Annotated in this window: 20 protein-coding genes and 1 tRNA gene; 8 read left to right on the top strand and 13 right to left on the bottom strand. The window is 68.1% G+C overall.

The window, feature by feature from the left end; genetic code table 11:
- Window positions 1–660 precede the first annotated feature (660 nt).
- Window positions 661–924, top strand: coding sequence for a hypothetical protein (locus C9I47_RS07605; protein ID WP_111266199.1), 264 nt, complete (start codon window positions 661–663; stop codon window positions 922–924).
- 343 nt (window positions 925–1,267) lie between these two features.
- Here the strand turns inward: C9I47_RS07605 and C9I47_RS17490 are convergent, their stop codons facing one another.
- Together C9I47_RS17490 and C9I47_RS07600 are read right to left on the bottom strand one after the other, a co-directional pair.
- Window positions 1,268–1,519 (bottom strand): hypothetical protein, encoded by a 252-nt coding sequence (locus C9I47_RS17490; protein ID WP_145985447.1) that lies wholly within the window; start codon window positions 1,517–1,519, stop codon window positions 1,268–1,270.
- Between the two features lie 470 nt (window positions 1,520–1,989).
- Window positions 1,990–3,125, bottom strand: a protein-coding gene (locus C9I47_RS07600; RefSeq protein WP_111265113.1) for an IS3 family transposase whose coding sequence is annotated in 2 segments (ribosomal slippage) — window positions 1,990–2,870 and window positions 2,870–3,125 — 1,137 coding nt in all. Because the reading frame shifts where the segments join, the coding sequence is not laid out codon by codon here.
- Between the two features lie 342 nt (window positions 3,126–3,467).
- Between C9I47_RS07600 and C9I47_RS17485 the strand changes: the two genes are divergently transcribed.
- Both C9I47_RS17485 and nhaA read left to right on the top strand, forming a co-directional pair.
- Window positions 3,468–3,725 (top strand): hypothetical protein, encoded by a 258-nt coding sequence (locus C9I47_RS17485; RefSeq protein ID WP_145985446.1) that lies wholly within the window; start codon window positions 3,468–3,470, stop codon window positions 3,723–3,725.
- A gap of 156 nt (window positions 3,726–3,881) precedes the next feature.
- On the top strand, window positions 3,882–5,210 hold the full coding sequence (gene nhaA, locus C9I47_RS07595; RefSeq protein ID WP_111266198.1) for a Na+/H+ antiporter NhaA: 1,329 nt from the start codon (window positions 3,882–3,884) through the stop codon (window positions 5,208–5,210).
- Window positions 5,211–5,946: 736 nt separating this feature from the next.
- Here the strand turns inward: nhaA and C9I47_RS07590 are convergent.
- Window positions 5,947–6,033 (bottom strand) — tRNA-Leu (locus C9I47_RS07590).
- Window positions 6,034–6,456: 423 nt separating this feature from the next.
- On the opposite strand from C9I47_RS07590, the gene C9I47_RS07585 reads away from it, so the two are divergent.
- Complete coding sequence (locus tag C9I47_RS07585; protein ID WP_111266197.1) at window positions 6,457–7,527, top strand: aminopeptidase; 1,071 nt, start codon at window positions 6,457–6,459, stop codon at window positions 7,525–7,527.
- A gap of 24 nt (window positions 7,528–7,551) precedes the next feature.
- The gene (locus tag C9I47_RS07580; protein WP_111266196.1) at window positions 7,552–8,343 is read left to right on the top strand and encodes an NRDE family protein; all 792 of its coding nucleotides are present in this window, start codon (window positions 7,552–7,554) and stop codon (window positions 8,341–8,343) included.
- A 67-nt stretch (window positions 8,344–8,410) separates the two neighbouring features.
- Here C9I47_RS07580 and C9I47_RS07575 read toward each other — a convergent pair whose 3' ends face one another.
- From C9I47_RS07575 to C9I47_RS07550, 6 genes are all read right to left on the bottom strand, one after another.
- The gene (locus C9I47_RS07575; RefSeq protein ID WP_111268031.1) at window positions 8,411–8,863 is read right to left on the bottom strand and encodes a hypothetical protein; all 453 of its coding nucleotides are present in this window, start codon (window positions 8,861–8,863) and stop codon (window positions 8,411–8,413) included.
- Window positions 8,860–9,063: a PspC domain-containing protein gene (locus tag C9I47_RS07570; RefSeq protein WP_111266195.1), complete on the bottom strand. Its 204-nt coding sequence runs from the start codon at window positions 9,061–9,063 to the stop codon at window positions 8,860–8,862. The genes C9I47_RS07575 and C9I47_RS07570 overlap by 4 nt, the downstream gene beginning before the upstream one ends.
- Before the next feature lie 43 nt (window positions 9,064–9,106).
- Window positions 9,107–9,514, bottom strand: coding sequence for a YfeK family protein (locus C9I47_RS07565; RefSeq protein ID WP_190238630.1), 408 nt, complete (start codon window positions 9,512–9,514; stop codon window positions 9,107–9,109).
- The gene (locus tag C9I47_RS07560; RefSeq protein ID WP_111268029.1) at window positions 9,511–10,581 is read right to left on the bottom strand and encodes a class III poly(R)-hydroxyalkanoic acid synthase subunit PhaC; all 1,071 of its coding nucleotides are present in this window, start codon (window positions 10,579–10,581) and stop codon (window positions 9,511–9,513) included. Before C9I47_RS07560 ends, C9I47_RS07565 begins: the two co-directional genes overlap by 4 nt.
- 16 nt (window positions 10,582–10,597) lie before the next feature.
- On the bottom strand, window positions 10,598–11,707 hold the full coding sequence (gene phaE, locus C9I47_RS07555; RefSeq protein ID WP_111266194.1) for a class III poly(R)-hydroxyalkanoic acid synthase subunit PhaE: 1,110 nt from the start codon (window positions 11,705–11,707) through the stop codon (window positions 10,598–10,600).
- A 124-nt stretch (window positions 11,708–11,831) separates the two neighbouring features.
- Window positions 11,832–12,446, bottom strand: a complete 615-nt coding sequence (locus C9I47_RS07550) for a CDP-alcohol phosphatidyltransferase family protein (protein ID WP_111266193.1) — start codon at window positions 12,444–12,446, stop codon at window positions 11,832–11,834.
- 216 nt (window positions 12,447–12,662) lie between these two features.
- Between C9I47_RS07550 and C9I47_RS07545 the strand changes: the two genes are divergently transcribed.
- Together C9I47_RS07545 and C9I47_RS07540 are read left to right on the top strand one after the other, a co-directional pair.
- On the top strand, window positions 12,663–14,558 hold the full coding sequence (locus C9I47_RS07545; protein WP_145985445.1) for a DUF1800 domain-containing protein: 1,896 nt from the start codon (window positions 12,663–12,665) through the stop codon (window positions 14,556–14,558).
- 10 nt (window positions 14,559–14,568) lie between these two features.
- Window positions 14,569–16,134 (top strand): DUF1501 domain-containing protein, encoded by a 1,566-nt coding sequence (locus tag C9I47_RS07540; RefSeq protein WP_111266191.1) that lies wholly within the window; start codon window positions 14,569–14,571, stop codon window positions 16,132–16,134.
- A gap of 159 nt (window positions 16,135–16,293) precedes the next feature.
- Here C9I47_RS07540 and C9I47_RS07535 read toward each other — a convergent pair whose 3' ends face one another.
- A complete protein-coding gene (locus C9I47_RS07535; protein ID WP_223250323.1) occupies window positions 16,294–18,192 on the bottom strand; it encodes a D-(-)-3-hydroxybutyrate oligomer hydrolase in 1,899 nt (632 codons plus the stop codon).
- A 132-nt stretch (window positions 18,193–18,324) separates the two neighbouring features.
- Here C9I47_RS07535 and C9I47_RS07530 point away from each other — a divergent pair, with 132 nt between their 5' ends.
- On the top strand, window positions 18,325–19,002 hold the full coding sequence (locus C9I47_RS07530; RefSeq protein WP_111266190.1) for a response regulator transcription factor: 678 nt from the start codon (window positions 18,325–18,327) through the stop codon (window positions 19,000–19,002).
- A 27-nt stretch (window positions 19,003–19,029) separates the two neighbouring features.
- On the opposite strand, the gene C9I47_RS07525 is transcribed toward C9I47_RS07530, so the two are convergent.
- The 3 genes from C9I47_RS07525 to C9I47_RS07515 all read right to left on the bottom strand — a co-directional run bounded on the left by C9I47_RS07525 (window position 19,030) and on the right by C9I47_RS07515 (window position 25,748).
- Window positions 19,030–19,908: an amidohydrolase family protein gene (locus C9I47_RS07525; protein WP_170288342.1), complete on the bottom strand. Its 879-nt coding sequence runs from the start codon at window positions 19,906–19,908 to the stop codon at window positions 19,030–19,032.
- Between the two features lie 93 nt (window positions 19,909–20,001).
- Window positions 20,002–23,391, bottom strand: coding sequence for a hybrid sensor histidine kinase/response regulator (locus C9I47_RS07520; RefSeq protein ID WP_111268026.1), 3,390 nt, complete (start codon window positions 23,389–23,391; stop codon window positions 20,002–20,004).
- A 146-nt stretch (window positions 23,392–23,537) separates the two neighbouring features.
- Window positions 23,538–25,748, bottom strand: coding sequence for a TonB-dependent receptor (locus C9I47_RS07515; protein WP_111266189.1), 2,211 nt, complete (start codon window positions 25,746–25,748; stop codon window positions 23,538–23,540).
- Window positions 25,749–25,756 lie beyond the last annotated feature (8 nt).

Below are 25,756 nucleotides of genomic sequence, written 5' to 3'. Positions count from 1 at the left end.
ATCAGCGGGCAAACCCGGCTTGGGACAGCAGCCGGTGCGGCTTGAACGTCGAGACCCGCGTGGCGGAGGCAGCAAGCCCCCTCAGAGTCTTGCGCAACGCTGGTACCGGAGGTGGGACTCGAACCCACAAGGTTTTTAGGCCGGCGGATTTTGAATGCGCGTGCGAGTGTAGGATTCCCAACGCCTCCACGGCAATTTCCGCTCCGCAACTCTACGGATATCCACACGATGAAACCCTTGCGTAGCAAGGGCTCGCCTGAGATTGCGGAGCAGCTGAGCGGCACACAGTCGCCACCTGAAGCACCCCGAGATCGCCCTGACGCGCGCGAGCTGGAACCGGGCCAGCGCTCGATCGCAGCCTGACCACCTGCTACCCTCAGAACCGCTGTTGCAGAGCCTGCTCGTGCAGTTGGTCGACGAGCGAGGTCCGCGCAGCAATCCACGCCCCCCGGATCACCCGGCGGCACCAGGTTCGATCTCAGGTTCTGGCCAGCGCCGATAGACCCAGTGTCCTGCCTCCACCGGGCGTACCAGTGATTGCCGACAAAGCCCGGGATCGCACCCGAGACCTGCGCGCGTCCAACAGTTTGCCCAAGCTGACATCGCTTCGCGGCGCGCACTTGACTCAGGCGTTCGACCGTTATTAGGAGTTCTCTCAACATGGAAAAGACACACGCTGATGCAATCGCCCAAGCCATCTTGGAGCCAGACCTTCGCGTCCAGGAGGAAGTACGCAGGAAGCGGGCCAAGAAGGCTGCCAACCTTCTGCGCAAGCGTCGGGTTGCTTGGATTGTCTTGATCGGCTCGGCTATTGGGGCCGCCATTGCCTACTCAAGCGGCATTCACTTCTCGCTCGGCGTTATATGGGGCGGAGTTGCCGGTTCTGCGTTTGGCTGGATTGCCACGCACCGGGCAGCGGCCTAGCCATTCGGTCGAGTCGAGGTGACTTCACCGCTTGGCCTAGTTCGGATGTCAACGCCCACAAGGAGGAACAATGAAAAGCGTAGGTAGCGCAGCTCTTGCCGTATCGATTCTGATTTCACTGGTAGCTTGCGGGCGAATTGACGACGAGCAAACTGACGATCAGATTTTGCAGCAATTTCGCACAAACTTTCCAAGAGCGTGCGCAGAAGAGCCATCACCCGGCATAGCGCCTCAAAATTTGCTACAGCTTTGCGAATGCATCGGGAATGAGATGGCGAACACTTTCAGTGTTGAGACACTGAAACGAATGGCGAAGCATCACATTGAAACCGAGACGGAGAAATCACAAGTCGCTGCCATTAATCGTCGTTGCGCCGCCAGCCTCGACATCAAGATACGGCCTTAGATCACCTACTGTGCATATAGGTAGAAAGCTGGGGACGTACCAGAGCGGCACGCTGCCGCCACCTGAAGCGTCCCGAGATCGCCCTGACGCGCGCGAGCTGGATCCGGGCCAGCGCTCGATCGCCATGCCGGCCTCGACCTGCTTCAGGAACCCAATGATCTGCTCGGTGGTGAATCGACTCTTGCGCATGTCCGTCCTCTCGGGTTGACGGACTTTACTCAGATTCGACTGGTATGGCTCAGTGGGTGCAGGTCAAAGGAGCGCTTTACCAAAGAGCAGACCATCGGCTTCCAGCGTGAGGCCGAAGCCGGGATGCCGTTGTTGGCGAAATCCATTGAATTCTTGGAGTGCTAGCAAGCGCGAACTACTGCCTAAATGCTGGCACTTGGATAGTCGCGCACCTGGAGGCGCTTCCCTGAAGAACAACCACAGTCAACGCGCAAGTGTCGACATCAACAGGAATCGACCACCCTTCATTCTCTGCGCGCTCCACAGCTAAAGCCAACTCATTGGCAAGACAGTTACGAGAAGGGCCATCAAGCTGAAGACACTCTGAAGCGTTCAGCACAACGCGATGTTTCTTGAGGGGATTCATGGTTACTCCGGGTGCTATGCAAACCGGCACACTGCGGATGACCTGCCCCCGATAGCCGTACCAGTCATTCCTGACAAAGTCCGGGATTGAAGGTTACTGCGTTGTTGGCTTGTTGTGCTCGGTGGTTGGCAGCGAACTGCGATGGCGGGATGCGGCCGCAGCTGCTGTGCGGTCGAACCTCGTTGTAATCACGTCTCCAGTCGGCGATGACGTCACGGGCTTGGGCGAGTGACGTGAACCAATGCTCGTTCAGGCATTCGTCGCGGAACTTTCCGTTGAAGCTCTCGATGTAGCCGTTCTGCATCGGCCGGCCGGGTTCGATCAGCAGGTGTTCGATGCCGTGCTGCTGCGTCCAGGCGATGAAGGCGCGGCTGGTGAACTCCGGGCCGTTGTCAGTGCGCACGGCACGGGGATGGCCGCGGAAGCAGGCCGCCTGATCCAACATGCGCACGACGTAGGCGCCGCTGATGCCATGGTCGACCACGATGTCGACGCACTCGTGGCTGAAGTCGTCGGCGACGGTCAGGCACTTCAACCGGCGGCCATTGGCCAGGGCGTCGCTCACGAAATCCATGCTCCAGACCGCGTTAGGCTGGTTCGCCTGCAACAAGGGCTGGCGTTCTACAACCGGCCGCTTGGCCTTCCGGCGACGACACACGGCCAAGTTCGCCTCGCGGTACAGGCGATAGACCTTCTTGTGGTTCACGTTCGGGAACTCCGGGCGCAGCAAGTCGTGCAGGCGGCGATAGCCGAAGCGCCGGCGCAGCTGAGCCAGTTCGATGATCCGGGCCGACAGCGTCTGTGTAGCAGGTGTTGGGACCGGCTCGTTGCGGAAGGCATCGCGGGATAGCCCCGCAAGGCGGCAGGCCCGGCGCTCGCTCAATTTCGTGTGTTCAAGCATGCGCCGGACCACCTCGCGCTTGCGTTGCGGGGCTAGCGTTTTACCCCGAAGCCGACCTTCAGCGCCTCGATGTCCAGGTGGGCCTCGGCCAGCAACCGCTTCAGCCGGTTGTTCTCAGCCTCCAGCTCCTTCAGTCGCTTGGCGTCTTCGGCTTCCATCCCGCCGTACTTGGCCCGCCACTGGTAGAAGCTGGCCGGGCTGAAGCCGTGCTGGCGGGCCAGCTCGGCGACCGCCATGCCGGCCTCGACCTGCTTCAGGAACCCAATGATCTGCTCGGTGGTGAATCGACTCTTGCGCATGTCCGTCCTCTCGGGTTGACGGACTTTACCCAGATTCGACTGGTATGGCTCAGTGGGGGCAGGTCACGGACACGGGAGCTAGCCGAAATCGGAATCCCGCGCCTGATCACGCTAACACCCGCAGCAACGGAGCGAACAACTATCGGACGGGCGGACATCACGTTTGAGTAACAGCGCAACGCGCATGATGTCCTGGCTACGGTGCAATACCGTACCGGTTGCTCTGCCGCGTCACCTGTTCACCCCACACTCCGCAAAGAGCTAGAGCCTGGCATTCCGTCAAGGCTGCGGTTTCGGCCGCCCACGGGGACCAAGAACGGGTCCGCAACGCAGGAACCACTCATGAACAAGCAACGCAAATACCGCGCTGAACATAGCCTTTCGGCGACGTCGACCAGCACTCTCGGCTTCGACACCCCCGCGAGTTCGGCTGGAGGGGAAACCGCAGCAACACCCACCAACGCGACGGAGAAGTTCACAACGTTCAAACCAACGGACGAAACATTTGCGGTACCGCCTACACGCGATGACGACCGCCTCTTTTCATATCGTCAACCGAAGGAGGGTTGGCAGCCCGGAGGAATCGCTCCCCGGTCCTGACATGGCACCCATAGCTGTCAACCCTTGCCTCTAAAGGGCACTTCCAACATGGTATCTTCAGGGAGCAAGGCAGCAGGTTATTCATGCGGCGGGGAGCGCCCCGCCGCTTTCCATGTGAGCTGACCCTTCACCTGAGAGAAGCACGTTAGTGCAAGCATGAGCCATGACCTACAGCAGCTGCCTCGAGAGCCGGCAGATAGGCTCACGCGTCTCTTCGCGCGATTCCTTCGCGTGGAGGCGGCTGCTGGTGCGACATTGTTGTTGTGCGCGATCATCGCACTAGGATTTTCCAACTCGGATCTCGCGGCGACCTACACAGCGCTTTGGGAAACGCCAGCGGTCCTCCGACTTGGCTCGTTCAGCTACGCTGACTCAGTCAGACACTGGATAAATGACGGAGCGATGACGCTGTTCTTCTTCGTCGTCGCTCTTGAGCTTAAACGGGAGACGGTGCTTGGAGAGCTGCGCGATCTGCGCACAACAGCGTTTGCCGCATCAGCCGCACTAGGCGGAATGGTTGTGCCAGCCCTGCTGTTCATCATTCTGGACGGCGGTGAAACGCCTAAGGGTTGGGGAATCGTAATGGCTACCGACACGGCCTTCGTGGTTGGCTGCTTGGCGTTGCTGGGCTCGCGCATACCTCATAGCCTGCGCCTGTTCCTGCTCTCTCTCGCGATATTCGATGACATTGGTGCAATTCTGGTCATCGCAATTGGCTACGGAAGCGACGTCAACTGGCAGCCGCTAGGCTGGGCCGCACTCGGGCTGACAGGAGTGGCCCTTCTGGGTCGCATGGGCGTTCGTCCTGTCGCCGCGTATGTGGCGCTTGGCGGGTTCGTCTGGGTCGCCGTGTATGAGTCTGGAATACACCCCACCCTGAGCGGCGTGATTCTTGGGCTGATGACACCGACCAGGAGCTGGGTAAGCGACGATCGCCTTCAAGCAATCCTGGCCAAGGTCACGGCCTACCCGGCGGGCGCGCATTGGAGCGGTGATACTCCGGACCGTCGAGACCTGCGTCGTGCAAGTATTGCCACGCGAGAAGCCCTCTCTCCACTGGAAAGAATTGAGCTTTCGCTACATCCGTGGGTCGCCTTTCTCGTGCTCCCTATGTTCGCGTTGGCCAATGCAGGGTTCTCCCTATCACCGAGCGGGATCGATTGGCAGCTGGCGACCGCTGTAGCTGTAGGCCTCTCATGCGGAAAGCCTCTCGGCATCCTGTCCTTCAGCTATCTGGCGGCCAAACTCGGTATTGGCTCAAAGCCTTCGGGGCTGTCCTGGCCATTGCTTACCGCCGGAGTGCTGCTGGCCGGCATAGGCTTCACGATGTCGCTTCTGATCGCGGAGCTCGCACTGGATGCCGGGCACTTGGACTCGGCTAAGCTCGGCATACTCATCGCCTCGGTCGTATCGGCGGCATCTGGCCTCTCCATGTTGGCCTGGATGACCCATACCGCACATCGCCAGAAGCACATCCATACCTGATCGAGCGTCGAAGTAGGCACAAGATGTCGGTTCCATCGGATATATGGAAGCCAACCAGACCCGACCACGGCTTCCGCTACGCGAACATCATCTTCGCGAACAGTCACGCGAACCCACGACGATCCGCGCTTAACCCCTGGATCATCCTGCGGCACCAGATTCGACTCCAGGTGCGAGCCAGGCGCCGACAGCCCAGATCGCGGCCTGATCCGGCCAGCAGCAATCCCCCTCCACTCCCTCTCCTGCCAACCCTCTCCGCGCCGACGCCGCAAGTGTGACGGCGAGGCGGCCCGGCACTAGCATCGAACTCACCAATAGCTGCCCGGCGTGGCTGCCATTGAGGCAGTAGTTGCGCCGGAACAGCGTCGAACTCTCGTTGAGCAGCACGGACTGCAATGCGCTCAGACACTCCGGCAGGCCGTAGATCTCCTGGTGCGCGCCGGATTCCAACAGATGGTAGGCAGCGCCATGCTTGAAGTCGTGCTCCAGCCGGTGCCCGGGGACGAAGTAGTACTGACCGTCCCCCCGCCCGCGGGCAGGTGTACTTCGCCAACGAGCTGCGCAGCCGGAGCGGCCGGCCGCCGATGCTATCGGTGCGCTCGAGGCAGCCGTTCCCGGGGATGAAGTAATCGAGCGATCAGCGGGCAAACCCGGCCAGGGACAGCAGCCGGTGCGGCTTGAACGTCGAGACCCGCGTGGCGGAGGCAGCAAGCCCCCTCAGAGTCTTGCGCAACGCTGGTACCGGAGGTGGGACTCGAACCCACAAGGTTTTTAGGCCGGCGGATTTTGAATCCGCTGCGTCTACCAATTCCGCCACTCCGGCGCGGCCGCGCAGTATAGCCCAGTGCAGCGGGCTCGGAAACGTGGTCGCCATTCCGTCCGGCGGGCACGCCCCGCGGGCGCCCGGCACGGCGGCGGCGGCCATACGGCCGGGGTCGGCGGTGGCCTCTGCCCTATCCTCCTGCCCTGCCGCAAGCGCTGGGAGGGTCACCCCGCGCAACAGGACCGGACAATGAGAAGACCCGGTCTCCCAAGTCTCCGTCGCTTGGTCGGCCGGGCCTTCTTGGCCGGGCAGGTTGCGCAGGCTTGTGCGTATGTCAGGCTTCGCCTGAATCGCCGTCCTGTCCGGTGAATCGATGCTATGCCGGTGACTGAAGCGCGTCGTTACGAAGTCGTGAATGAACGGGGACCGCTCGTCGGCCCATCGCCGAGGGCGACGGCCCGCGCCAGGGCGCCCCACGGCCGCATGCGTCGCGCCGCGCGTCGGCTCGCACTGGCGGTGCTGGCCGCACTGGCGATTCTGCTGCTCGGCGGCTGCCGCACCCTCGGCTACTACGCCCACGTCGGCCATGGGCAACTGGCGTTGATGGCCCAGCGCGAACCGATCGCCGAGGTGATCGCCGACCCGGCCACCGACCCGGCCCTGCGCGAGCGCCTGGGCGAGCTCCGCGATGCGCGCGCGTTCGCGTCCGAACGGCTCGGGTTGCCGCGCAACGGCAGCTACACCGCCTATGTCGCCCTGCCCGGCCCCTATGTGACCTGGAACGTGTTCGCGGCGCCGGAATTCTCGGTCGAACCGCTGACCCACTGCTTCCCGATCGCCGGCTGCGTCGCCTATCGCGGCTACTTCGACGCCGACCGCGCCCGCCGCGAGGCGGCGCGCCTCCGCGGCCGTGGCTACCAGACCTATGTCGGCGGCGTCGCCGCGTACTCGACCCTGGGCTGGTTCGACGATCCGGTGCTGAGCAGCATGCTCGCCCCCGGTCAGGACGACCCGGTCGGGGTGATGTTCCACGAACTGGCGCACCAGTGGCTGTACCTGCGCGACGACACCGCCTTCAACGAATCCCTGGCCAGCTTCGTGCAGCGGCAGGGCCTGCGCGAATGGCGCGCGGCGCGCGGGAAGTCGCCCCCGGACCCGGCCCTGGACGCGCACGAGCGGGCCTTCGTGAGCCACGCGCTGGCCCTGCGCGACACGCTGGCGGCGATCTACCGGCGTCCGCTCACCCACGAGGCGATGCGCGCCGAACGCGACACCGCCATCGCCGGATTCCGCGCCTGGCATGCGCAGGTGCGCCGCGAACGCTGGCCGGACGACGCCCGCTTCGACCGCTGGGTCGCCGAACCGATCAACAACGCCAAGCTGGTGCCGCTGGGGCTGTACGACCGCTGGGTGCCCGCTTTCTCGGCCCTGTTCCAGCAGTCCGGCGGCGACTGGCAGCGCTTCGAGGCCTCGGTGCGCGCGATCGCGGCGCAGCCGCGGGCGACCCGCTCGGCAAGCCTGGAGGCGCTGCTGCCTCCGGGGTCGGCGGACTGACGGTTTATCCCCTAACATCGCCGCATGTGCCTGATCGCCGTGGCCTGGCAGGCCCACCCGAGATACCGGCTGGCGTTGATCGCCAACCGCGACGAATTCCACCAGCGCCCGACCGCCGCCGCCGGCCCGGACCCGGAGCGGCACGAGCTCTACGGTGGCCGCGACCTGTTGCAGGGCGGCAGCTGGTTGCTGGCGTCGTCGCGACGCCGGCTGGCGGCCGTCACCAATGTCCGCACCGGCACCTCCCCGGCACCGGCGCCGCTGTCGCGCGGCCGCCTGGTCCGCGACTTCGCCTCCGCCGACGCGCCGGTGGCCGACTGGCTCGCCGGCCTCGCCGCCGATGCGCCGGATTACGGCCACTTCAACCTGATGGCCTGGGACGGAGAGACCCTGGGATTCGCCAGCAATCATCCACGGTTCGCGCGAGCCGAGATCGCCCCCGGCCTGCACGCGATGTCGAACGGCGCCTTCGACGCGCCGTGGCCCAAGAGCGGCCATGCGACACGCGCCCTGCAGGAATGGCTGGACACACCGCTGGCATCGTCGCGACGGACGGAGGACGCCGACAGTCTGGCCCCGCTGCTCGACGCGCTCGCCGAAACCACGCCGGCGCCGGACGCGCAGCTGCCGGACACCGGGGTCGGCCTGGAGCTGGAGCGGATGTTGTCGCCGGCCTTCGTGTCCGGCGAGCGCTACGGCACCCGCTGCAGCAGCGTGGTCCTGGTCGAGGACGATGCGATCGCGTTCTTCGAGCGACGCTTCGGCCCCGACGGGGTGCGGTTGGGCGAGTCGATCCAGGTGTTGTCGAACGAGTGAGACGGCCGCATCGCCGTCGTCGCGGTCGCGTATCGGCAACGACTGCAGCGAGCAACGCTGGAGTCCGTCATCCTTCCCCGCGCGACCAGGGCCACCAGCCGCGGCCGCTGCGCGCATAGCGATCGGCGGCACGCTCGAAGCGGTTGCGCACGCTGACGCCGCCGCACAACAGGTACAGCGGCAGGAACAATGGGCCCAGCACCATGTACTGGTAGACGTGGGCGCGTTCATGATCGGCCAGTCGAATGCCCGGCTCGTTGCCCAGACCGGCCCGGTGGGCATAGGTCAGGCAGTCGGTGTCGAGGCTGGCGCCGGTGTGCAGGATCACGTTGCCGAGGGTCAGCGCGCCGCCCGGCCCCCACGGCCAATGCTGGAACACCACCGCGCAATCGTCGGCGCGCCACCTCACGCGCGCGCCGAACGCCAGCCCGACCGCACCGCCCACCAGGCCCAGCACGGTGTTGGGCAGGGTCCAGGCGATGCCCAGCGCGAACAGCGCCGCTCGCGACGCCGGGTTCAGTCGGTTTCTTCCGGCATCAGCAGCCACAGGATCAGGTACACGATGATGCCGGGGAACGCGGCGGACGCGATCGACACGACCACGAACACGATCCGCAGCAGGGTCGCGTTCCAGCCGAAGCGACGGGCGATTCCGCCCATCACGCCGGCGATCATTCTGTCGTGTCTGGACCGCGTGAACGGTCGCGGTTTATCGGCCATGGGGGAGCTCCTTGATCCTGCAATATGTGCCAGTGTCGGGCACTCAACGTGATGGCGGCGTGGGTTCGCGGATGCCCTCGAGCGCGCGCCGCAACCACGTCGCGGAAGGTTCGGCCGGACGGTCCGGACAACGCACCTGGTAGGCCCGGCCACTGACGCTGCTGCGGGTCGCGGCACGTTCGATGAACTGCTCCGCCGAGGCGACCATGTCGCGCTCGACCAGCCAGTCCAGCTTGCGTCGCAGGTGCGACTGCGCACGTCCGGCGTCGTACCAGCGCCCATTGCGCTGGAACTCGCATCCCGAATCGGCCAGGGCCGAGATCAACCGGTCGATCTCGACGGCGGCGGCGGCCGGAGGCGGTGCGGCCCGCCCCTTCGCCGGCGCCAGCAGCGCCGACACCGCCAATACGCACGGCAACAGCGCCCTCCCGGCCAGCCTGCCGACATTCATCGGTCGCGCTCCCGCAGCCAGTCGCGAATCGAGTCCGGCACCTCGCGCTGGGCGCGGCTGGACACGTAGATGCCGATGTGACCGCCGCGGAACGAATGCTCGGTGTAGTCGGTGGTTCCGATCAGCCCGCCCAGCGCCTGCGACGCCGCCGGCGGCACCAGATGGTCCTGCAGCGCGTAGATGTTCAGCACCGGCATGGTGATGTCGGCCAGGTCGACCTCGCGCTCGCCGATGCGGACGCCGCCATTCACGAAGCCGTTGCCCTGATAGAACATCTTGATGAACTGCCGGAACGCCTCGCCGGCCAGGTCCGGCGAATCGAAGATCCACTTCTCCATCCGCAGGAAGTCCTCGATCGCCTGCTTGTTGTCGAGGATGTCGACCAGGCCGACGTACTTCTGCACGAACAGGCGCCACGGCTTGAGCGTGAGGTAGCACCAGTTCATCAGGTCGGCCGGCACGTTGCCGAGGGTGTCGACGAACTGGTCGACGTCGATGTTGCGGGTCCAGTGCGACAACATGTTGTCGTCGGTATGGAAATCCACCGGCGTCACCATGGTGATCAGGTTGCGCACCTTGTCCGGGTTGAGCGCGGCGTAGCACAGCGAGAACGCGCCGCCCTGGCAGATGCCGAGCAGGTTGATCGCATCGTGGCCGCTGGCCTGGCGCAGATGGTCGACCGCGCCGCCGAGGAAGCGCTGGATGTAGTCCTCCAGCTCCAGGTAGCGGTCGGAGCGGTCCGGATAGCCCCAGTCGAGGATGTAGACGTCCTCGCCGCGCTCGAGCAGGCCGCGCACGATCGATTTGTCGGCCTGCAGGTCGGTCATGTACGGCCGGTTGACCAGAGCGTAGGCGATCAGCAGCGGCACCTTCGCGGTCGGCGCCTTGTCGCCGCGGAAGCGGTACAGCACCACCCGGCCGTCGCGCCAGACCTCTTCCTTGCCGGTCGCGCCGTAGTCGACGTCCTCGACCTGGCGCAGCGTGTCCAGACCGGCGCGCAGCTTGGCCTGGAACTGCATCGCCTCCTGCGCCAGCGACTCGGCGGTGAAATTGAGCGGCGCATTGATGTCGATACGCGTCATCTCAACGCCCTCCCTTGCCCGTGCTGCCGCCGGCCTTGCCCGTCGCGCGCTTGCCGGCGGGCTTCTTCGTCGGCGCCTTGGCCGCCGCCGTTCGCCCGCTCGCCGGTGCCTTCTTCGCCGCAGTCTTCGTGCCCGCGGCCTTAGCCGCACGGCGCGGCGTCGCGGGTTCGTCCCCGTTCCGCGCGGACGCGGCCTGCGGCGAGCGATGGATATCGTCGCGCAGCCGCCGCAGCTCGCGTTCGAGCTGGACGATCTTGCGGTGGGCCGAGTCGATCTCGGTTCGCGACGGCATTCCGAACAGGCCCGCGACCAGCTCGACCTCGTGCTGAATCGCCGCGCGCAGACGCATCTGCGCATTGACCATCTCGCCGAAGTCCTCGCGATAGCGCGGCGACATCGCGACCTCGGCGTAGGCCTCCTCGGCGGCATCCACCCACAGGTCGAACAAGGCCCGCGCCGAGCTCAGCTGGCGGCCGGGTTCGGCATGTTCCTCAAGCTTGCGTTCGAAGTGCCCGAAGGCGCGCTGACCGGCCTCGGCCATCAGCGCCTGGCAGGCCTGGCTGCGTTGCTGGTAGTCCACCTGCAACTGGCCGATGCGCTGCCAACGCTGCTGGTGCTCGCGGCTGAAGCCGAATGCCGGCATTCCCATCCAGCTGCGCCCCTCGCCCTGCATCGAGGCGATGAACGGCGCCACCTGCTCCATCCACTGATCGAAGCCCTGCTGCCCGCGACCGCCCATGCTGGCGAACACATCGCCGAAAGGATTGGCATTGCCGCCGCCGAGCATGTTCTTCCATGCGGCGACGACCTCGGACACGGCCGGGTTCTGGCCGGCGAAACCGGCCGCCAGCTGCTGGATGCGGCCGAACCAGTCGCGGGCCTGACGATCGAAGCGGCCGACCGCGGCGTTGGCGTCGGGTTGCGCGCCGCGCGCCAGTTGCGACCACCAGCCGATCGCCTCCTCCCATCCAGGCATGCCGCCGCCGGCGGCGAAGTTCGGCGGCATCGCCTGCGCGCCCGGGGCGGCGCCTGCGCGCATCATCTCGCCCCACTGGTTCCAGTACTGCTTCGCTAGCGACTCGAAATCACTGCCGAACGGGTTGTTTGCCATGGTGCCCTCCGATACTGGGGGCGATCATAGCAACGCGATGTTCATTCCATGTGGCTGCGACGGCGCCGCATACGCGTGCGCACGGGCCTCGACAGCACCGCAGCACCGCCCGTGGCCGACCCGCTCAGGGTTTGGGAATGTGCAGGGTCTTGCTGATCATCAACGAACCGGACAGGGCGAACACCAGCACCAGGGGGTGCAGCTGCCAGGGCCCCAGTTGCCAGGTGCCGAACCACAGATCGGGGCCGATCGCGCCCTGCCAGGCCGCCACCGCGAGCACGACCACCAGCAGCAGGCTGGTCGGGATCGGCGTGCCCTCGAAGTAGCGGACCTTGTCCTCCCCGCCCGACAGCTGCTCGGCGGTGACGTTGTAGCGGGCCAGGCGGCTGACCCCGCAGCCGACGAAGTAACTCAGCACCAGCCAGTCCCAGCCGCCCTGCAGGCCGCAGGCATAGGCCAGCGCGGCGGGAGCGACGCCGAAGGAAATGATGTCGGCCAGCGAATCCAGCTCGCGGCCCAACGTCGACGACGACTTGCGCCAGCGCGCGATGCGCCCGTCGAGCGCGTCGAACACGAAGGCCAGAGGGATCAGCGCCATGCCGATCAGCAGGTCGCGCAGTTGATCGCTCTGCAGATAGCGCATCGAGGCGAACACCGCCCCGGTGCCGCAGAAAGCGTTGGCGAGCGTGAACCAATCGGCGAGGTGGAACTCGCGGAGCATCGAGAAATGGCGCGACATCGGGACCGTGTCATGCGGCCGCAGCGGCCGTTACCCGTGCCAGCGTGCCAAATGTTGCCGGAATGCTGCAAGACCGGCGTGCATCGCCCCCCTGCCGGAGCCGGCACGCGCGCTTCGACGGCAAGCGCCTCGCGATCTGTGAAACCCGGCACGGCGGGTCCGTGGCACGCCGCTATAGTCGCCGGATCGGACACACGTTCATGGGGAAACGCTTCGATGTCCATGTTTGACAAGGTCTTTCGCGACCTGTTCGAAGACCGTGCCGCGCGCGCGGATCGCACGCCATCGATGGCGGATACGCAGCCGGCCGCTCCGGCGCCGGCACCCACGCCCGGCCCCGCGCCCGCACCCGCGCCCGCGCCGACCCCGGCCAATGCCGGCTTTCTCGCCCGCCGCTACGGCGACGGCGTGCGGATCGCGACCCAGGCCCACCTCGGCGACAACGCCGGTGGCCCGGCGTCGACCGCGGCCCCCTACGCCGGCCGCCAACCGCAGGCCGCGCGCAGCGCGCCGCCGCAGCTGCTGACCCTGGCGCGCCCGCCATTCGCGGTCCGGATGCTGTCCAACCTCAGCTACGGCATCACCCCGCAGAGCATTGCCGAGTTCAATGCCCTCGGCGACAGCGACGCCGAACGCCTGGCCAACTACGTCGACTGGCAGCTGGACTGGACCGCGATCGACGATTCCGCGCTGGACAGCCGCCTCGCCAGCGCCGGCTACACCACCCTGGACAAGCCGCTCACCCGGCTGTGGAGCGAGCATGTGCAGGGCGACCCGGACTATTCGATCAGGATGCGCCCCGCCTGGGAGGTCCAGTGCGCCGCGTTCGTGCGCGCGACCTATTCCAGGCGCCAACTGCGCGAAGTCGTGGTCAACTTCTGGCACGACCACTTCAATGTCACCGCCGAGGAGTATTCCGCCGCCCCGGTCTACGTCCATTACGACCGCGACGTGATCCGCCAGCATGCGCTGGGCAACTTCCGCGCGATGCTGGAAGCGGTCGCGACCAGCCCGGCGATGCTGTACTACCTCGACAACGTCTCCAATTCCCGCGCCGGCCCGAACGAGAACTGGGCGCGCGAACTGCTGGAGCTGCATACCCTCGGCGCCGAGAACTACCTGGGCTTCATGGACCCGTTCCAGGTACCGCCGGACCCGGTCGATCCGGCCTACCCGTCGGGCTACACCGATATCGACGTCTACGAGACCGCGTCCGCATTCACCGGCTGGACCCTGAAGAACGGCCACTGGGAGTTCCCCGACGACAACGACGGCACCTTCGTCTATCGCCAGTCCTGGCACGACGCCGGCCCCAAGTTCGTGCTGGGGAACCTGCTCAATCCCGAGCAACCGGCGATGAAGGACGGCCGCGACATCCTCGACCGTCTCGCCAGCCACCCCGCGGTCGCCCGTTTCGTCTGCGCCAAGCTGATCCGCCGCTTCGTCAACGACACCCCGCCGCCGGCACTGGTGCGCAGCGCCGCCCAGGTGTTCCGCCAGCACTGGCGCAGCGCCGACCAGCTCGAACGGGTGCTGCGCCACATCCTCACCTCGGACGCGATGTTCAACGCCTGGGGCCAGAAGAGCCGGCGTCCGTTCGAGGCGATCGTCGCGGCGATGCGCGCGACCGGCTGCGACTGGACCCTGCGCCTGGATCACGAGGCTTCCAACAGCTTCCTGTGGCGACTGGGCTTCACCGGCCACGAACCCTATGCCTGGCCGGCGCCGAACGGCTATCCCGATACCGAGCTGGCCTGGTCTGGCGCCAACAGCCTGGCGATGGGCTGGAAGCTGCTCAACTGGCTGACCAACACCACCGACGAAGGCACGCCACTGCTGCCGATCCTGGCGATCAGCCGCAACCAGGTGCCGCAATGGACCGCGACCAAGCTGGTCGACTACTGGTGCAGGCGCATCCTCGGCCGCCTGCCGAGCAATGTGCGCCGGCAGACCCTGATCGGCTTCATGGCGCAGAACGGCGACCCGGCCAGCCATGTGATCGCCGATACCAATGCCTGGGCCGGCAACGACCTGAAGAACCACTACAACCAGGAGCGCCTGACCAGCATGGTCTCGCTGATCCTGATGTCCCCCGAATTCCTGAGCCGTTGAGGAGGCGACGATGAACACGATCGAAGAAAGCCGCCGCCGTTTCCTCAAGGGCTGCGCCGCCGCCTCGGCGATCGGCGCGGTCGGACCGGGCCTGTTCTTCTCCGGCAGCGCGCACGCGGCCAACGGCCACGACACCGTGGTGTCGGTGTTCCTGCGCGGCGGCATGGACGGATTGAACCTGGTGATCCCGGTTTCCGGCGAGGACCGCGTGCACTACGAACAGGCGCGTCCGGAACTGGCGATCGCCGCCACCGGCACCTATGGCGCGCTGCCGCTGACCCTGGGCACCGGCGCCGCCACCGGTTTCGGCCTGCACCCGGCCGCCAGCGGTCTGCGCGACATGTGGAACGACGGCCTGCTGGCGATCGTGCAGTGCTGCGGCCTGCTGACCTCGGTGACCCGCAGCCATTTCGATGCGCAGTTGTCGATCGACCTGGGCACGCCCGGCCAGCAGAGCATCGGCAGCGGCTGGCTGGCGCGTGCGCTGGCGACCCAGCCCGGTATCAGCGGCACCCCCGCGTTGCCGGGCCTGGCGGTCAACAGCCGGCAACCGGCGAACTTCAACGGCAGCACCGCCGCGCTGACCATGGGCAGCCCGGGCGACTTCGAGCTCAACGCCGGCGCGTGGTCGTGGCAGAAGGCGCGCGACAACTCGCCGGCCGGCCTGGTCGGCGTCAACGACGTGCTCGAATCGATGTGGAATCCCGGTTCGACCGGCCTGGAGCATCACGGCGCCCGCGCCGAACGGGCCCTTCGGGTCATCGCGCAACAGCCCTACGGCGCCTTGCCCGCGGACTGGCCGAACAACAACTTCTCGCGCCAGCTGTGGACGATCGCGCAGTCGATCCAGATGAACCTGGGCCTGCGCTACGCGACCCTGGACCTGGGCGGCTGGGACACCCACGAGGGCCAGGGCACGGCCGGCAGCGGCTATCACTACTACCAGGGCAGGATCGCCGAGCTGTCGGAGGCCTTGGCCGCGTTCCATCGCACCCTGGCGGCGAGCGGACACCTCTCGCGGGTCACCACCGTGGTGCAGTCCGAGTTCGGCCGCCGCGTGCGCGAGAACGCCAATCGCGGCACCGATCACGGCTACGGCAATCCGATGCTGGTGATGGGCGGCACCGTCAACGGCCGGCGCCTGTACGGCAACTGGCTCGGCCTGGATCCGCAGGTCCTGTCGCCCTACTACGGCGACGTCCCGGTCACCACCGATCACCGCCGGGTGCTGTCCGAGATCCTGATCCGGCGCATGCGCAATCCGAACCTCGGCGCGGTGTTTCCCGGCTACGGCGGCTATGCCCCGCTGGGCCTGATGAAGGGCAGCGACCTGACACCGGTGGGCATGGCGGCCAGCGCGGCGCCGGTCGCCGTGGCGGCATCCACCGCGGCATTCCGGCCACGTCCCGCACAACCGCGACCACAGCCGCCACGGCAGGCCGTGCCGACGCCGCCGAAACCGCAACCGCGACCGGCGTCGCAGCCACCGGCCCGCGACTGGACGCAGCGCCTGCAACGCGAGGTCATGCAGCTACAGGGACGGCTGGAACGCTGGCTGCGGGAGGTCATGCCCTGACAGCGCCCGGTCCGCCGGCACCGACCGCGGACCGCGACACGAACGACGACGGGCGAGCGGATGAACACCGGTCGCCCGCGCCGATCCGTTCAACCGGAAGGGCCGGACGGAGCGCCTTTCGTCGATGGCGCCCGGCGGCCCCGCCCGGCCCTGTCCCGTCTACTCCTGCGGCATCGCCAGATGTGCCGGGGTCAACGGCTTGCCGGGACCGCGCGGCATGGTCGCGATGACCGCGTCCGCCGGCAGCGCGGCGTTGCCGTCCAGATGCGCATCGACCCGGTCCAGAGCCGCGTACACGTACGGCAGCAGGGGCACGTAGCGGGCCGCGTAGTCGGGCAGGCCGAGGAAGGCGTCGAAATGCTGCGCGTGACGCACCTGCCAGTAGCGCACGTCGCGGCCGGCCGCGCGCGCCATCGCGACGTAGGGCTGACTGCTGAACGCCATCGGCACCAGGCCGTCGTCGGTGCCGTGAATCACGACCACCGGCAGCCCGGCGCGTGGCGCCGAAGCGCGGACTTCGGCGACGCCCTTGCGCACGCGTTCGGCGCCCGCACCGTCGCCGGTCCACAGATCGCGCAGGCAGCGCAGTCCGAAGAAGTGCGGATCCGGGGCCGCGTTCGGCGTTTCGGCGATGCCGACCCCGGCGCCGGGAGGAATGCCACTGCCATCGGCCCACCACGCCGCGCGCTCGGCATCGCCGGCACGCCGCGGCGCGAAGTTGCCGTCCAGCGCGGCGAAGTCGAAACCGCAGGGGTGTTCGCCCGGCGCATGGCGGCCGTAGGCGGAGGCATAGGTCACCGCGATCGCGCGCCACAGATCGAAACCCGCCGAGGCCGCACCCGCGCGCAGCGCTTCGTCGCTCCAACCGCTGGCGTTGAGCCGACGGTGCGCATCGACCGCCTGCGCGCCGGCGTCGGCGCCTTCGACCAGGCCATTGCTGCGCAGGCTGCCGCAACGCGCCAGTCCGATCGCTTCCACCTGCGCCGCCAACGGTGGCTGCGACAACGGCGCCAGCGCGGGGTCCAGCAGGGCGCAGGGCATCAGCAGCCCCGCCTCGGTGGCGAAGTCGTACAGGCTGCGCCCGCCCTCGGCGTCGATGTTCGGCTCGCCGGCCACGACCGCGTCCAGCCAGTCGGCATCGGAATCGCCGTCGTCGAGCTCGGCCGCGCGCAGCACCGCACCGCCGCCGTTGGAAATGCCGACCGCGATCACCCGGGTGTCGTCGAAGGTGAATGGCGCATCGTCCGGCCGCGCCTGGTCGAGCGCCTGCAGCGCGAACTGCGCGGCCTGGCGGACATGACGGCCCCAGTCGGCTTCGGGGTTGTCCTGCGAATGGGCGTGCTTGACCGCGACCCCGCGCACCTGGCCGTCGCCGCTGCCGGTCGCGGGCGCGTCGGGCGCAAACCCCAGTTCGGCAGCGCCGGCGAAGGCGATCGTGCCGTCGGCGGAGACGCCCTGCCCGCTGTCGAGGTCGAAGTAGTCGGTGCCCGCGCCCTTGTCGGTGTAGGCCACCGCGCAGCCCTTCGGCAGCCCCCAGGCGCCGGCGACCGCGATCGAACCATAGACCCCGCGCGAACCCGACGAAGCGGTCACCACCACACAGCGCTTGCCGGCATCGAAATCGTCCGGCACCTGCACCAGGACCCGATGCGGCTGGCGCGCGCCATCGACGCGGGCGAACGCGCTGTACTCGCGGCCCGGCACCCTGGCGGTGCTGCCGAACAACTCGCCATAGCCGCCACCGGGGGCGAGATCGGCGATCCCGCGCCAGTTGCCCCAGATCGCACGGCGGCGCAGCTCGACCGCCGTGGGATGGGCCGGGTCGGCGAAGGTCGGCGGCGTCATCGCGCGCAGGCCATCGAGACCGAGTCCCGCGGTCAACAGATCGTCGCCGTCGCGATGCGTGGTGGTGCGCATGTCGGTGAATGAGGAGGTCGCTGCGGTGGTGGCCGCCATGTTCTGATCCGGATCGGAGGAGGCGCCGGTGGACGCGCATGCGGACAACGCCAGGGCCAGTGCCGACGCCTGCGCGAAGGTGCGGAATATGGGCATGTTCATGGCTTCCAGCCTAACAAGCACGCTCGGGCTTCTCATCGTACTTATGTACGAGCGCGATCGACGTCCCGGATTGCGCATCGGCCTGCTAGGCTGGCGACGAAGCCGGGCCTGTCCCGACCCCTACCCTGCCCGATGTCACACCTGCTCATCGCCGACGACCATCCATTGTTCCGCGCCGCGCTGCGGCAGGCCGCGGCCGATGCCGTGTCCGGCGCACAGGTGAGCGAGGCCGATACCCTCGACGCGGTGCTGGCGGCGCTGGACGACGCGCCCGACACCGATCTGGTGCTGCTGGATCTGCACATGCCCGGCAATCACGGGCTGGCCGGCCTCGCCGCGATCCGCGCCCAGTACCCGGGGGTCGCGGTGGTGGTGGTTTCGGCCAACGACGATCCGCGCGTGGTCCGGCGCGCGCTCGATCACGGGGCCGCCGGCTACCTGCCCAAGAGCGCCGGGCTGGAGGAACTGCGCGACGCGATCCGCGCGGTCCTGGCCTGCGAGCAATGGCTGCCCGCCGCGCTGCGCGGCGCGGTCGCGCGCACCGAGAGCACCCGCGCCGACGCCGACCTTGCCGCGCGCCTGGCCAGCCTTTCGCCGCAGCAGTTCCGGGTGCTGACCCTGGTCGCCCAGGGCCTGCTCAACAAGCAGATCGCCGACCGCCTCGACGTGCAGGAACGCACCGTCAAGGCGCACCTGTCGGCGATCTTCGAACGCCTGGGGGTGCGCAACCGCACCCAGGCCGGGGTGGTGCTGCGCGAACTGGAGCTGAGCGACCCGAGCCGCCAGTTGCCCGACGACCCGCCCTCCTGACCGGACGTTCCCGGCCGCGCCCAGGCGCTACAGGCCGAACAGCCTGCGCGCGTTGCCGCCGCGGATCTTCGCCTTCTCCTCGTCGCTGAGGTCCAGCTTGTCGAGGGCTTCCAGCGTGTCCGCCAGCGACAGCTGCGGATAGTCCGAGCCCAGGATCAGACTGTCGATGCCGACGTTGCGCAGGGTCCAGACGAACTCCTCCTCGATCGGCGAGTCGGCCGCCAGCAGCACGGTCCCGGAAATGTCGAAGTAGACGTTCTCCAGCGCCAGTCCCTCGGCGGTACGCGCCAGCGGCAGGATATTCCAGAAACGGAAGTTCAGGCCGCCGATGTGGGCGAAGACAAACTTCGTTCCCTGCGCGCGGATCGCGAGGCTGAACAGGTTTTCGCTGTCGCCGGCGACGATATTGGCGTTGTCCATCAGCACGACGACGCCCAGCTCGCCGGCCTTGCGCACCAGCGCCAGCAGCCGCGGGTCGTCGACGTCGAACCGCTGGGTATGCGCGTGCAGCTTGATCACCTTGACGCCACGGCCGGCAATCCGTTCGAGCTCGTCGAGCGCGGCCTGGCCGTCGTAGGGATGCACGGTCGCGATCGGCATCACTGCCGGGTCCGATGCCGCCATCCCGATCAGCGCGTCGTTGCGGGCGCGGATATCGTCGGGATCGCCCGCCTGGGCCTGGTTCGGACCGCCGAACCACATCGCCCCGAGGCCGATCGGCGCCAGGCCAGCGGACTCGGCTGCGGCGCGGTACTCGCGCAACGACTCCGCGCCATCGTGCAGATGCACGTGGATGTCGAATACGGGGGTATCGAACACGGGCGGCGACGCGCTGGCCCGGGGATTCTCCTCGGCGAAGGCGACGCATGAGAACAGCAGCAACAACGAGGTCAGTGCACGTTTCATCGGTCCACGGTTCCGGTTCGGACTGGCGGCCAAGTCTAGCGGCAACGCCGGTCGGTCCGGTGTCGCCCGGCATCGAAAGGCGCGGAACGTGACCTAGACCGGCGCCGCCTGCGCGCCGCGCGCGGCCAGCAACCGGTCCAGCACCGATTTCAATGCCAGCGGCTTGATCGGCTTGGCGATCAACGCCAGGCCGGCTTCATGCACCGCCCGACGCACTTCGCCACCGCCGTCGGCGCTGAGGATCAGGGTCGGACGCGCGCCGAAGCGCGCGCCCAGCCGCTCGGCCAGGGCGACACCGGTATCGTCGTCGTCGAGGTGGTAGTCGAACAGCCACAGCGACGGCGCGCCCGCCCGCAACTGCGCCGCGGCGCCCTCGCCGTCGGCAGCCGCGCGTACCCGGTAGCCCCAGCGTTCCAGCAGCGCGGTCAGCGCGGCCAGGGCCTGGGGGTCGTTGTCCACCACCAGCACTTCCAGCGCGGCTCCGGATGCGTGGCGCTCGACCGGCATGTCGGCCACCGCGGCCGGCCCCGCCACCCTCACCACCCGCACTGTGAACGCGGTGCCGCGACCGGGCGCACTGCGCAGGCCCAGCGGCACCTGCAACAACTGGGCGATGCGGTCGGCGATCGACAACCCCAGCCCGAGCCCCTGTCCCGGTGCGTCGATGCCACGGCGGAACTCGTCGAAGATCACCCGCTGCTGCGATGGCTCGATGCCCGGACCGGTGTCGTGCACCTCGATCCGCAGGCCGTCGCCATCGCGACGCACGCCCAGCAGCACGCTGCCGGTCGCGGTGTAGCGGATCGCATTGGCGAGGAAGTTCTGCAGCACCCGCCGCAGCAACTGCGGATCGCTGTGCACCCAGGCCTGGCTGCCGATGAAACGGAAGCGCAGGCCGCGGTCGGCGGCGATGGCGCCGAACTCCGACGCCAGCGGCTCCAGCACCTCCGACAACGGGAACCCGCGCGGCTGCGGCACCAATCCGCCCGCCTCCAGCCGGGACATGTCGAGCAGTCCGGTCAGCAGGTCGCCGGTGGAATCCAGCGCGCCGATGATCTGGCGCGCGGTCTCGCGCTGGCCCGATGCCACCTGCTGCTCGAGCGCATCGGCGAACAGCTGCGCCGCGTGCAGCGGCTGCATCAGGTCGTGGCCGACCGCGGCCAGGAAGCGGCTCTTGGCCTCGTTCGCGCGCTCGGCGTCGCGCTTGGCCGCCTCCAGGTCGGTGGTGCGCTCGACCACGCGTTGCTCCAGGGTTTCGTTGGCCTGGATCAGTCCGGCCTCGGCGCGGCGGAACGCGGTGACATCGGTGAAGGTGGCGACGAAGCCGCCGCCGGGCATCGGGTTGCCGCGGATCTCGATGATCGTGTCCTCGATGCCGCCGCCACCGGGCAGCACCCGCTCGGTCAGATGCACGGTGCCGGCGCGCATATAGGCCAGACGCCGTTGCAGGGCGCGTTCCAGATCGCCCTCCGGCGGCACCTGCCGCATCGCCCAGCGCGCGAGGTCGGCGATCGGCCGGCCGACCTGCAGCAACTCCTCGGGGAAGTCGAACAACTCGGCATAGCGGCGATTCCACGCGACCAGGCGCAGCTCGGCGTCGACCACGCTGATGCCCTGGCTCATGTTGTGCAGCGCGGCCTCCAGGACGCGCTGGTTGAAGCGCAGGTCGGCGGAGGCCTCGCCGACGATCTGGGCGACCGTGTCCAGCGCCCGGCCGGCCTCGCGACGGGCCGCGTCCAGCAGCACCCGGGCCGAGGCCGAACCCAGTACCGCCGCCAGCTCGCGCTCCAGCGCGGCCTCGGTCGCGGCCGGCACCGCCCCCTCGGCGGGGGCGTTGGACAACAGCTGTTCGACGCGTTCGCGCGGCAGGAACCGTACCCCGGCATCGCGCAGGCTCTTGGCATCGAGTCCGCGCCGGGCCGAGCGCGGCGCTTCGCGGCGCAGCGCCGCCGCCAGCACCGTCGCCAGGGTGCCGGTGAACAGGCTGGCGCCGACCGCGCGGGCGAGCCGGCTCCAGCCGGTCAGGCCGAACAGGCCGTCCGGCGACAGCCAGCGCCAGCCCGCCGGCCCTTCGCTCAGCCAGTCCGGCGACAACCCGCGCGCGGCCAGGAACATCGGCACCAGCAGCACCCACGCCCACACCGCGAACCCGGCCAGCACCCCGGCCACTGCGGCGCGCGGCGGCGTCTGTGGCCGCCACACCGCGAACGCCAGCGCGGGGGCCAGCGTCGCCAGCGCCGAGAACGACACCGCGCCGACATCGGCCAGCGCGTCGTTGCTGGCGACCATGCGACTGTAGACCCAGGCCAGCAACATGATCACCACGATCCCGGCGCGGCGCAGCGCCAGCACCCGTCCACGCAGATCGCTGCCATCGTTGCGCGACCACGCGCCGCGCAACAGGCCCGGCGCGAACCAGTGGTTGCCGATCATCAGGCTCAGGGTCAGGGTGCTGACCACGACCATGCCGGTGGCCGCGCTCAGCCCGCCGAGGAACGCGACCAGGGCCAGTCCCTGCTGTCCCTGCGACAGCGGCAGGGCCAGCACATAGAGGTCCGAGGGCACGCCGGTGCCGCCCAGCAGGGCCGCGCCGGCCCGGGCCAGCGGCAGCACCGGCAGGGCGATCAGCACCAGGTACAACGGAAACAGCCAGCGCGCGGTGGCGATGTCGTGCTCGTTGCGGCACTCGACCACGCCGACGTGGAACTGGTGCGGCAGGATGAACATCGCCAGCGCGCCCAGCAGCACCAGCGGCACGAAGCCGCCTCCCGGCGGCGGTTGCGGGGGCGCCGCGACCACCGCCTCCGGCACCGTCGCCCCCTCTAGTCCGAACCAGACGAAGGCGCCGATCGCCAGCATCGCCGCCAGCTTGAACAGCGATTCGAACGCCATCGCCAGCACCAGCCCGCGGTTGTGCTCGGCGGCGCTGGCCCTGCGGGTACCGAACAGCATCGCGAACAGCGCCATCGCCAGCGCCACGTACAGCGCGCTGTCCTGCCAGGCCGGCAGCGCCGACACGTCCGTCGCCTGCGCGGCCGACGCGCGCGCGGTGAGCATCTGGAAGCTCATCGCGACCGCCTTCAGCTGCAGGGCGATGTAGGGCACCAGCCCGAGCGCGGCGACCAGGGTGACGGTCGCCGCCAGCCATGCGTCCTTGCCCAGCCGGGTCGCGATCAGGTCGGCCAGCGAGGTCGCGTTGGTCTCGCGCGCCAGCCGTACCAGCCGCACCATGAAACCGACCGCCAGCGCATAGAACAGGATCGCGCCGAGGAAGGTCGGCGGCAGCGGCCAGCCATAGCGGGCGGCCTGGGTGACCGTGCCGTAGAAGGTCCACGAGGTGCAGTGCACCGCCAGCGACAGCGCGTAGACGTGGCGCCAGTGGCGGGCCCATGCGGTCGGCCGGCGCTCGGCGTACAGGGCGGCGCCGAACATCAGCGCCAGCCAGGCCAGGCTGGCGATCGCGACCGTGGTCAGGCTCAGCATGGGTAGGACGGAGGCCGCATCGGCCGGCAGCATAGCGCAGCGCGAGCCGGGCTCGTCCCTGATCCCGTCCCGCGCTACTTGATCGGACCGCGCACCGCCCGCTCAAGCGCGGGCGGCGGCGGCATTGCCCGGATCGTCCGTCGGGATCAGAAGTCGTAGCGGGCGGTCGCCCAGTACTCCCGCGGCGGGCCGTAGAAGCCGGTCAGCACGCCGAGCACACCGATGTTGTAGCCGGTGGTGCGGTACTCCTCGTCGAGCAGGTTCTTGCCCTGCAGCGCGAAGCTCCAGGCCTCGTTCATGCGCCAGTTGATGCCGGCGTCGAGCAGGCCGTAGCCGTCCTGCCTGATCGCTTCCGACAGATCGGTGGTCGGGTAGACCTCGCTCTGGTAGGCGTAGCCGACCCGCGCCGAGAAGTCGCCGCCGTTCGCCAGCGGCATCCGGTACTCGACGTTGATGGCTCCGGAAAACTCCGGCGCATTGGTGAACTTCTGCTGGTCGGCGACGTTGACGCCGTTGGTGATGAACTCGTCGTAGTCCGCATCCAGCCAGGCCAGGTTGCCGTTGATCGCCCAGTTCGGGCTCGGCAGCCACTGGTACTCGACCTCGACGCCGTCGACCGTGCCGGCGCCGGCATTGGTGAAGTCGCCGAAGAACGCATCGTCGGTACCGTCGCCGTCGGAGTCGTAGGCGGTGAACACCGACAGCTGGATGTCCTTGTACTCGTTGTGGAACGCGGCGAAGTTCAGGAACAGGGTCTGGTCCAGCAGCGCCATCTTGGTGCCGATCTCGTAGCTGTCGACGATCTCGTCGTCGAACGGCTCGGCCGAGCGCGGCACCGCGGTGGCGTTGGCGCGGATGTTGAAGCCGCCGGACTTGAAGCCGCGCGACGCCGAGCCGTAAACCATGATGTCCGGGGTGACCTGGTAGTCCAGCGAGACCTTCGGCGAGGTGTTCTTGAAGTTGATGGTCTTGTCGAAGTCCGCCACCACCGCGGTCGGCGTGGTGTAGCTGCCGTCGCTGTAGCTGCGGTTCAGCACCACCGCGCGCTTGTCCTCGTCGGTGTAGCGGGCGCCGACATCGAGCTTGAGGCGATCGGTCAGATCGAAGGTCCAGTCGGCGTAGAGGGCGACGCTCTCGGTGTAGACGGTGCCCTGGGTGTCGCCGAACAGGCTGCCGAGGAAGTTGTTCAGGACCTGGCCGCCGGCCTCGCCGTCGAACCAGTACAGGCCCATCACGCCGCGGGCGCGGCCGCCGCCGTCGTAGTTGACCTGCAGCTCGTTGCTGACCTGCTGGTCGCTGTAGAACGCCTTGACGTCGACGATCGGCGCGGTGGTCAGGTCGAAGTCGATGTTGGTCTCGGTGTCGGACTCGCGCTTGGCGATCACGTACTTCAGCGACCAGTCGTCGTTGACCCGCCAGCTGGCGGTCGCCGACAGCCCCTTCATCGAGGTGTCGTTGATGTTGGGCATGCCGTTGCGCACGTCGTAGCGGTCGTCCAGCGGCGGGAAGTCGCCGTACTGCGGGAACAGCGCGTTGAACGGGTTCGGCGCCAGCATCTGCGCGCCGCGCACGCCGGACTGGTCGTCCATCCAGTCGTAGGCGACCTGGATGTTGAAGTCGTCGCTGACGTAGGCGCCGAGCTGGGCGCGCATCGCCAGGATCTCCTTGTCGCTGACCTTCTGCCCGGTCACCCGGTTCTCGCCGTAGCCGTCGCTGTTGAGGCTGGCCACCGAGATGCGGCCGCGCAGGGCGTCGTTGCCGGCCAGCGAACCGCCGATGGCGGCCTTGACGTCGAGCTTGCCGTGGCTGCCGGCGGTGACCGAGGCGAAACCGTCCAGACCGGTCGGCAGGCCGCGCGAGACGTACTTGATCGCGCCGCCGATGGTGTTCTTGCCGTACAGGGTGCCCTGCGGACCGCGCAGCACCTCGACCCGCTGGACATCGAACACGTCCAGCAAGGCCCCCTGCGGACGGGCGATGTAGACATCGTCCAGGTAGATGCCGACGCCGGGGTCGACGCCCCACAACGGATCGGACTGGCCGATGCCGCGGATATAGGCGGTGACCGTGCTGCTGGAGCCGCGCGCGGCATAGATGGTCAGGTTCGGCACCTCGGCATCGAGGTCGGAAATGTCCTCCACGCCCATCTTGTCGAGCGCGTCGGCGGTGAACGCGGTCACCGCGACCGGCACGTCCTGCAGGGTCTCCTCGCGCTTGCGGGCGGTGACCATCACCGTGTCCAGGGTGGCGGCGGCACGCTGCTCGCCCTGCGCGGCGCCGGCGTCGGTCTCCTGCGCCCAGGCGCTGGGCGCCAGCAGCGCACAGGCGATCGCGATGCTCAGGTGTCTGCGGTTCATCTCGTATC

Origin of the sequence: Marilutibacter maris (genome assembly GCF_003233695.1) — a bacterium.
In the GTDB taxonomy this organism is placed as follows: domain Bacteria; phylum Pseudomonadota; class Gammaproteobacteria; order Xanthomonadales; family Xanthomonadaceae; genus Marilutibacter; species Marilutibacter maris.
This window is presented reverse-complemented; position numbering and strand designations above follow the sequence as displayed.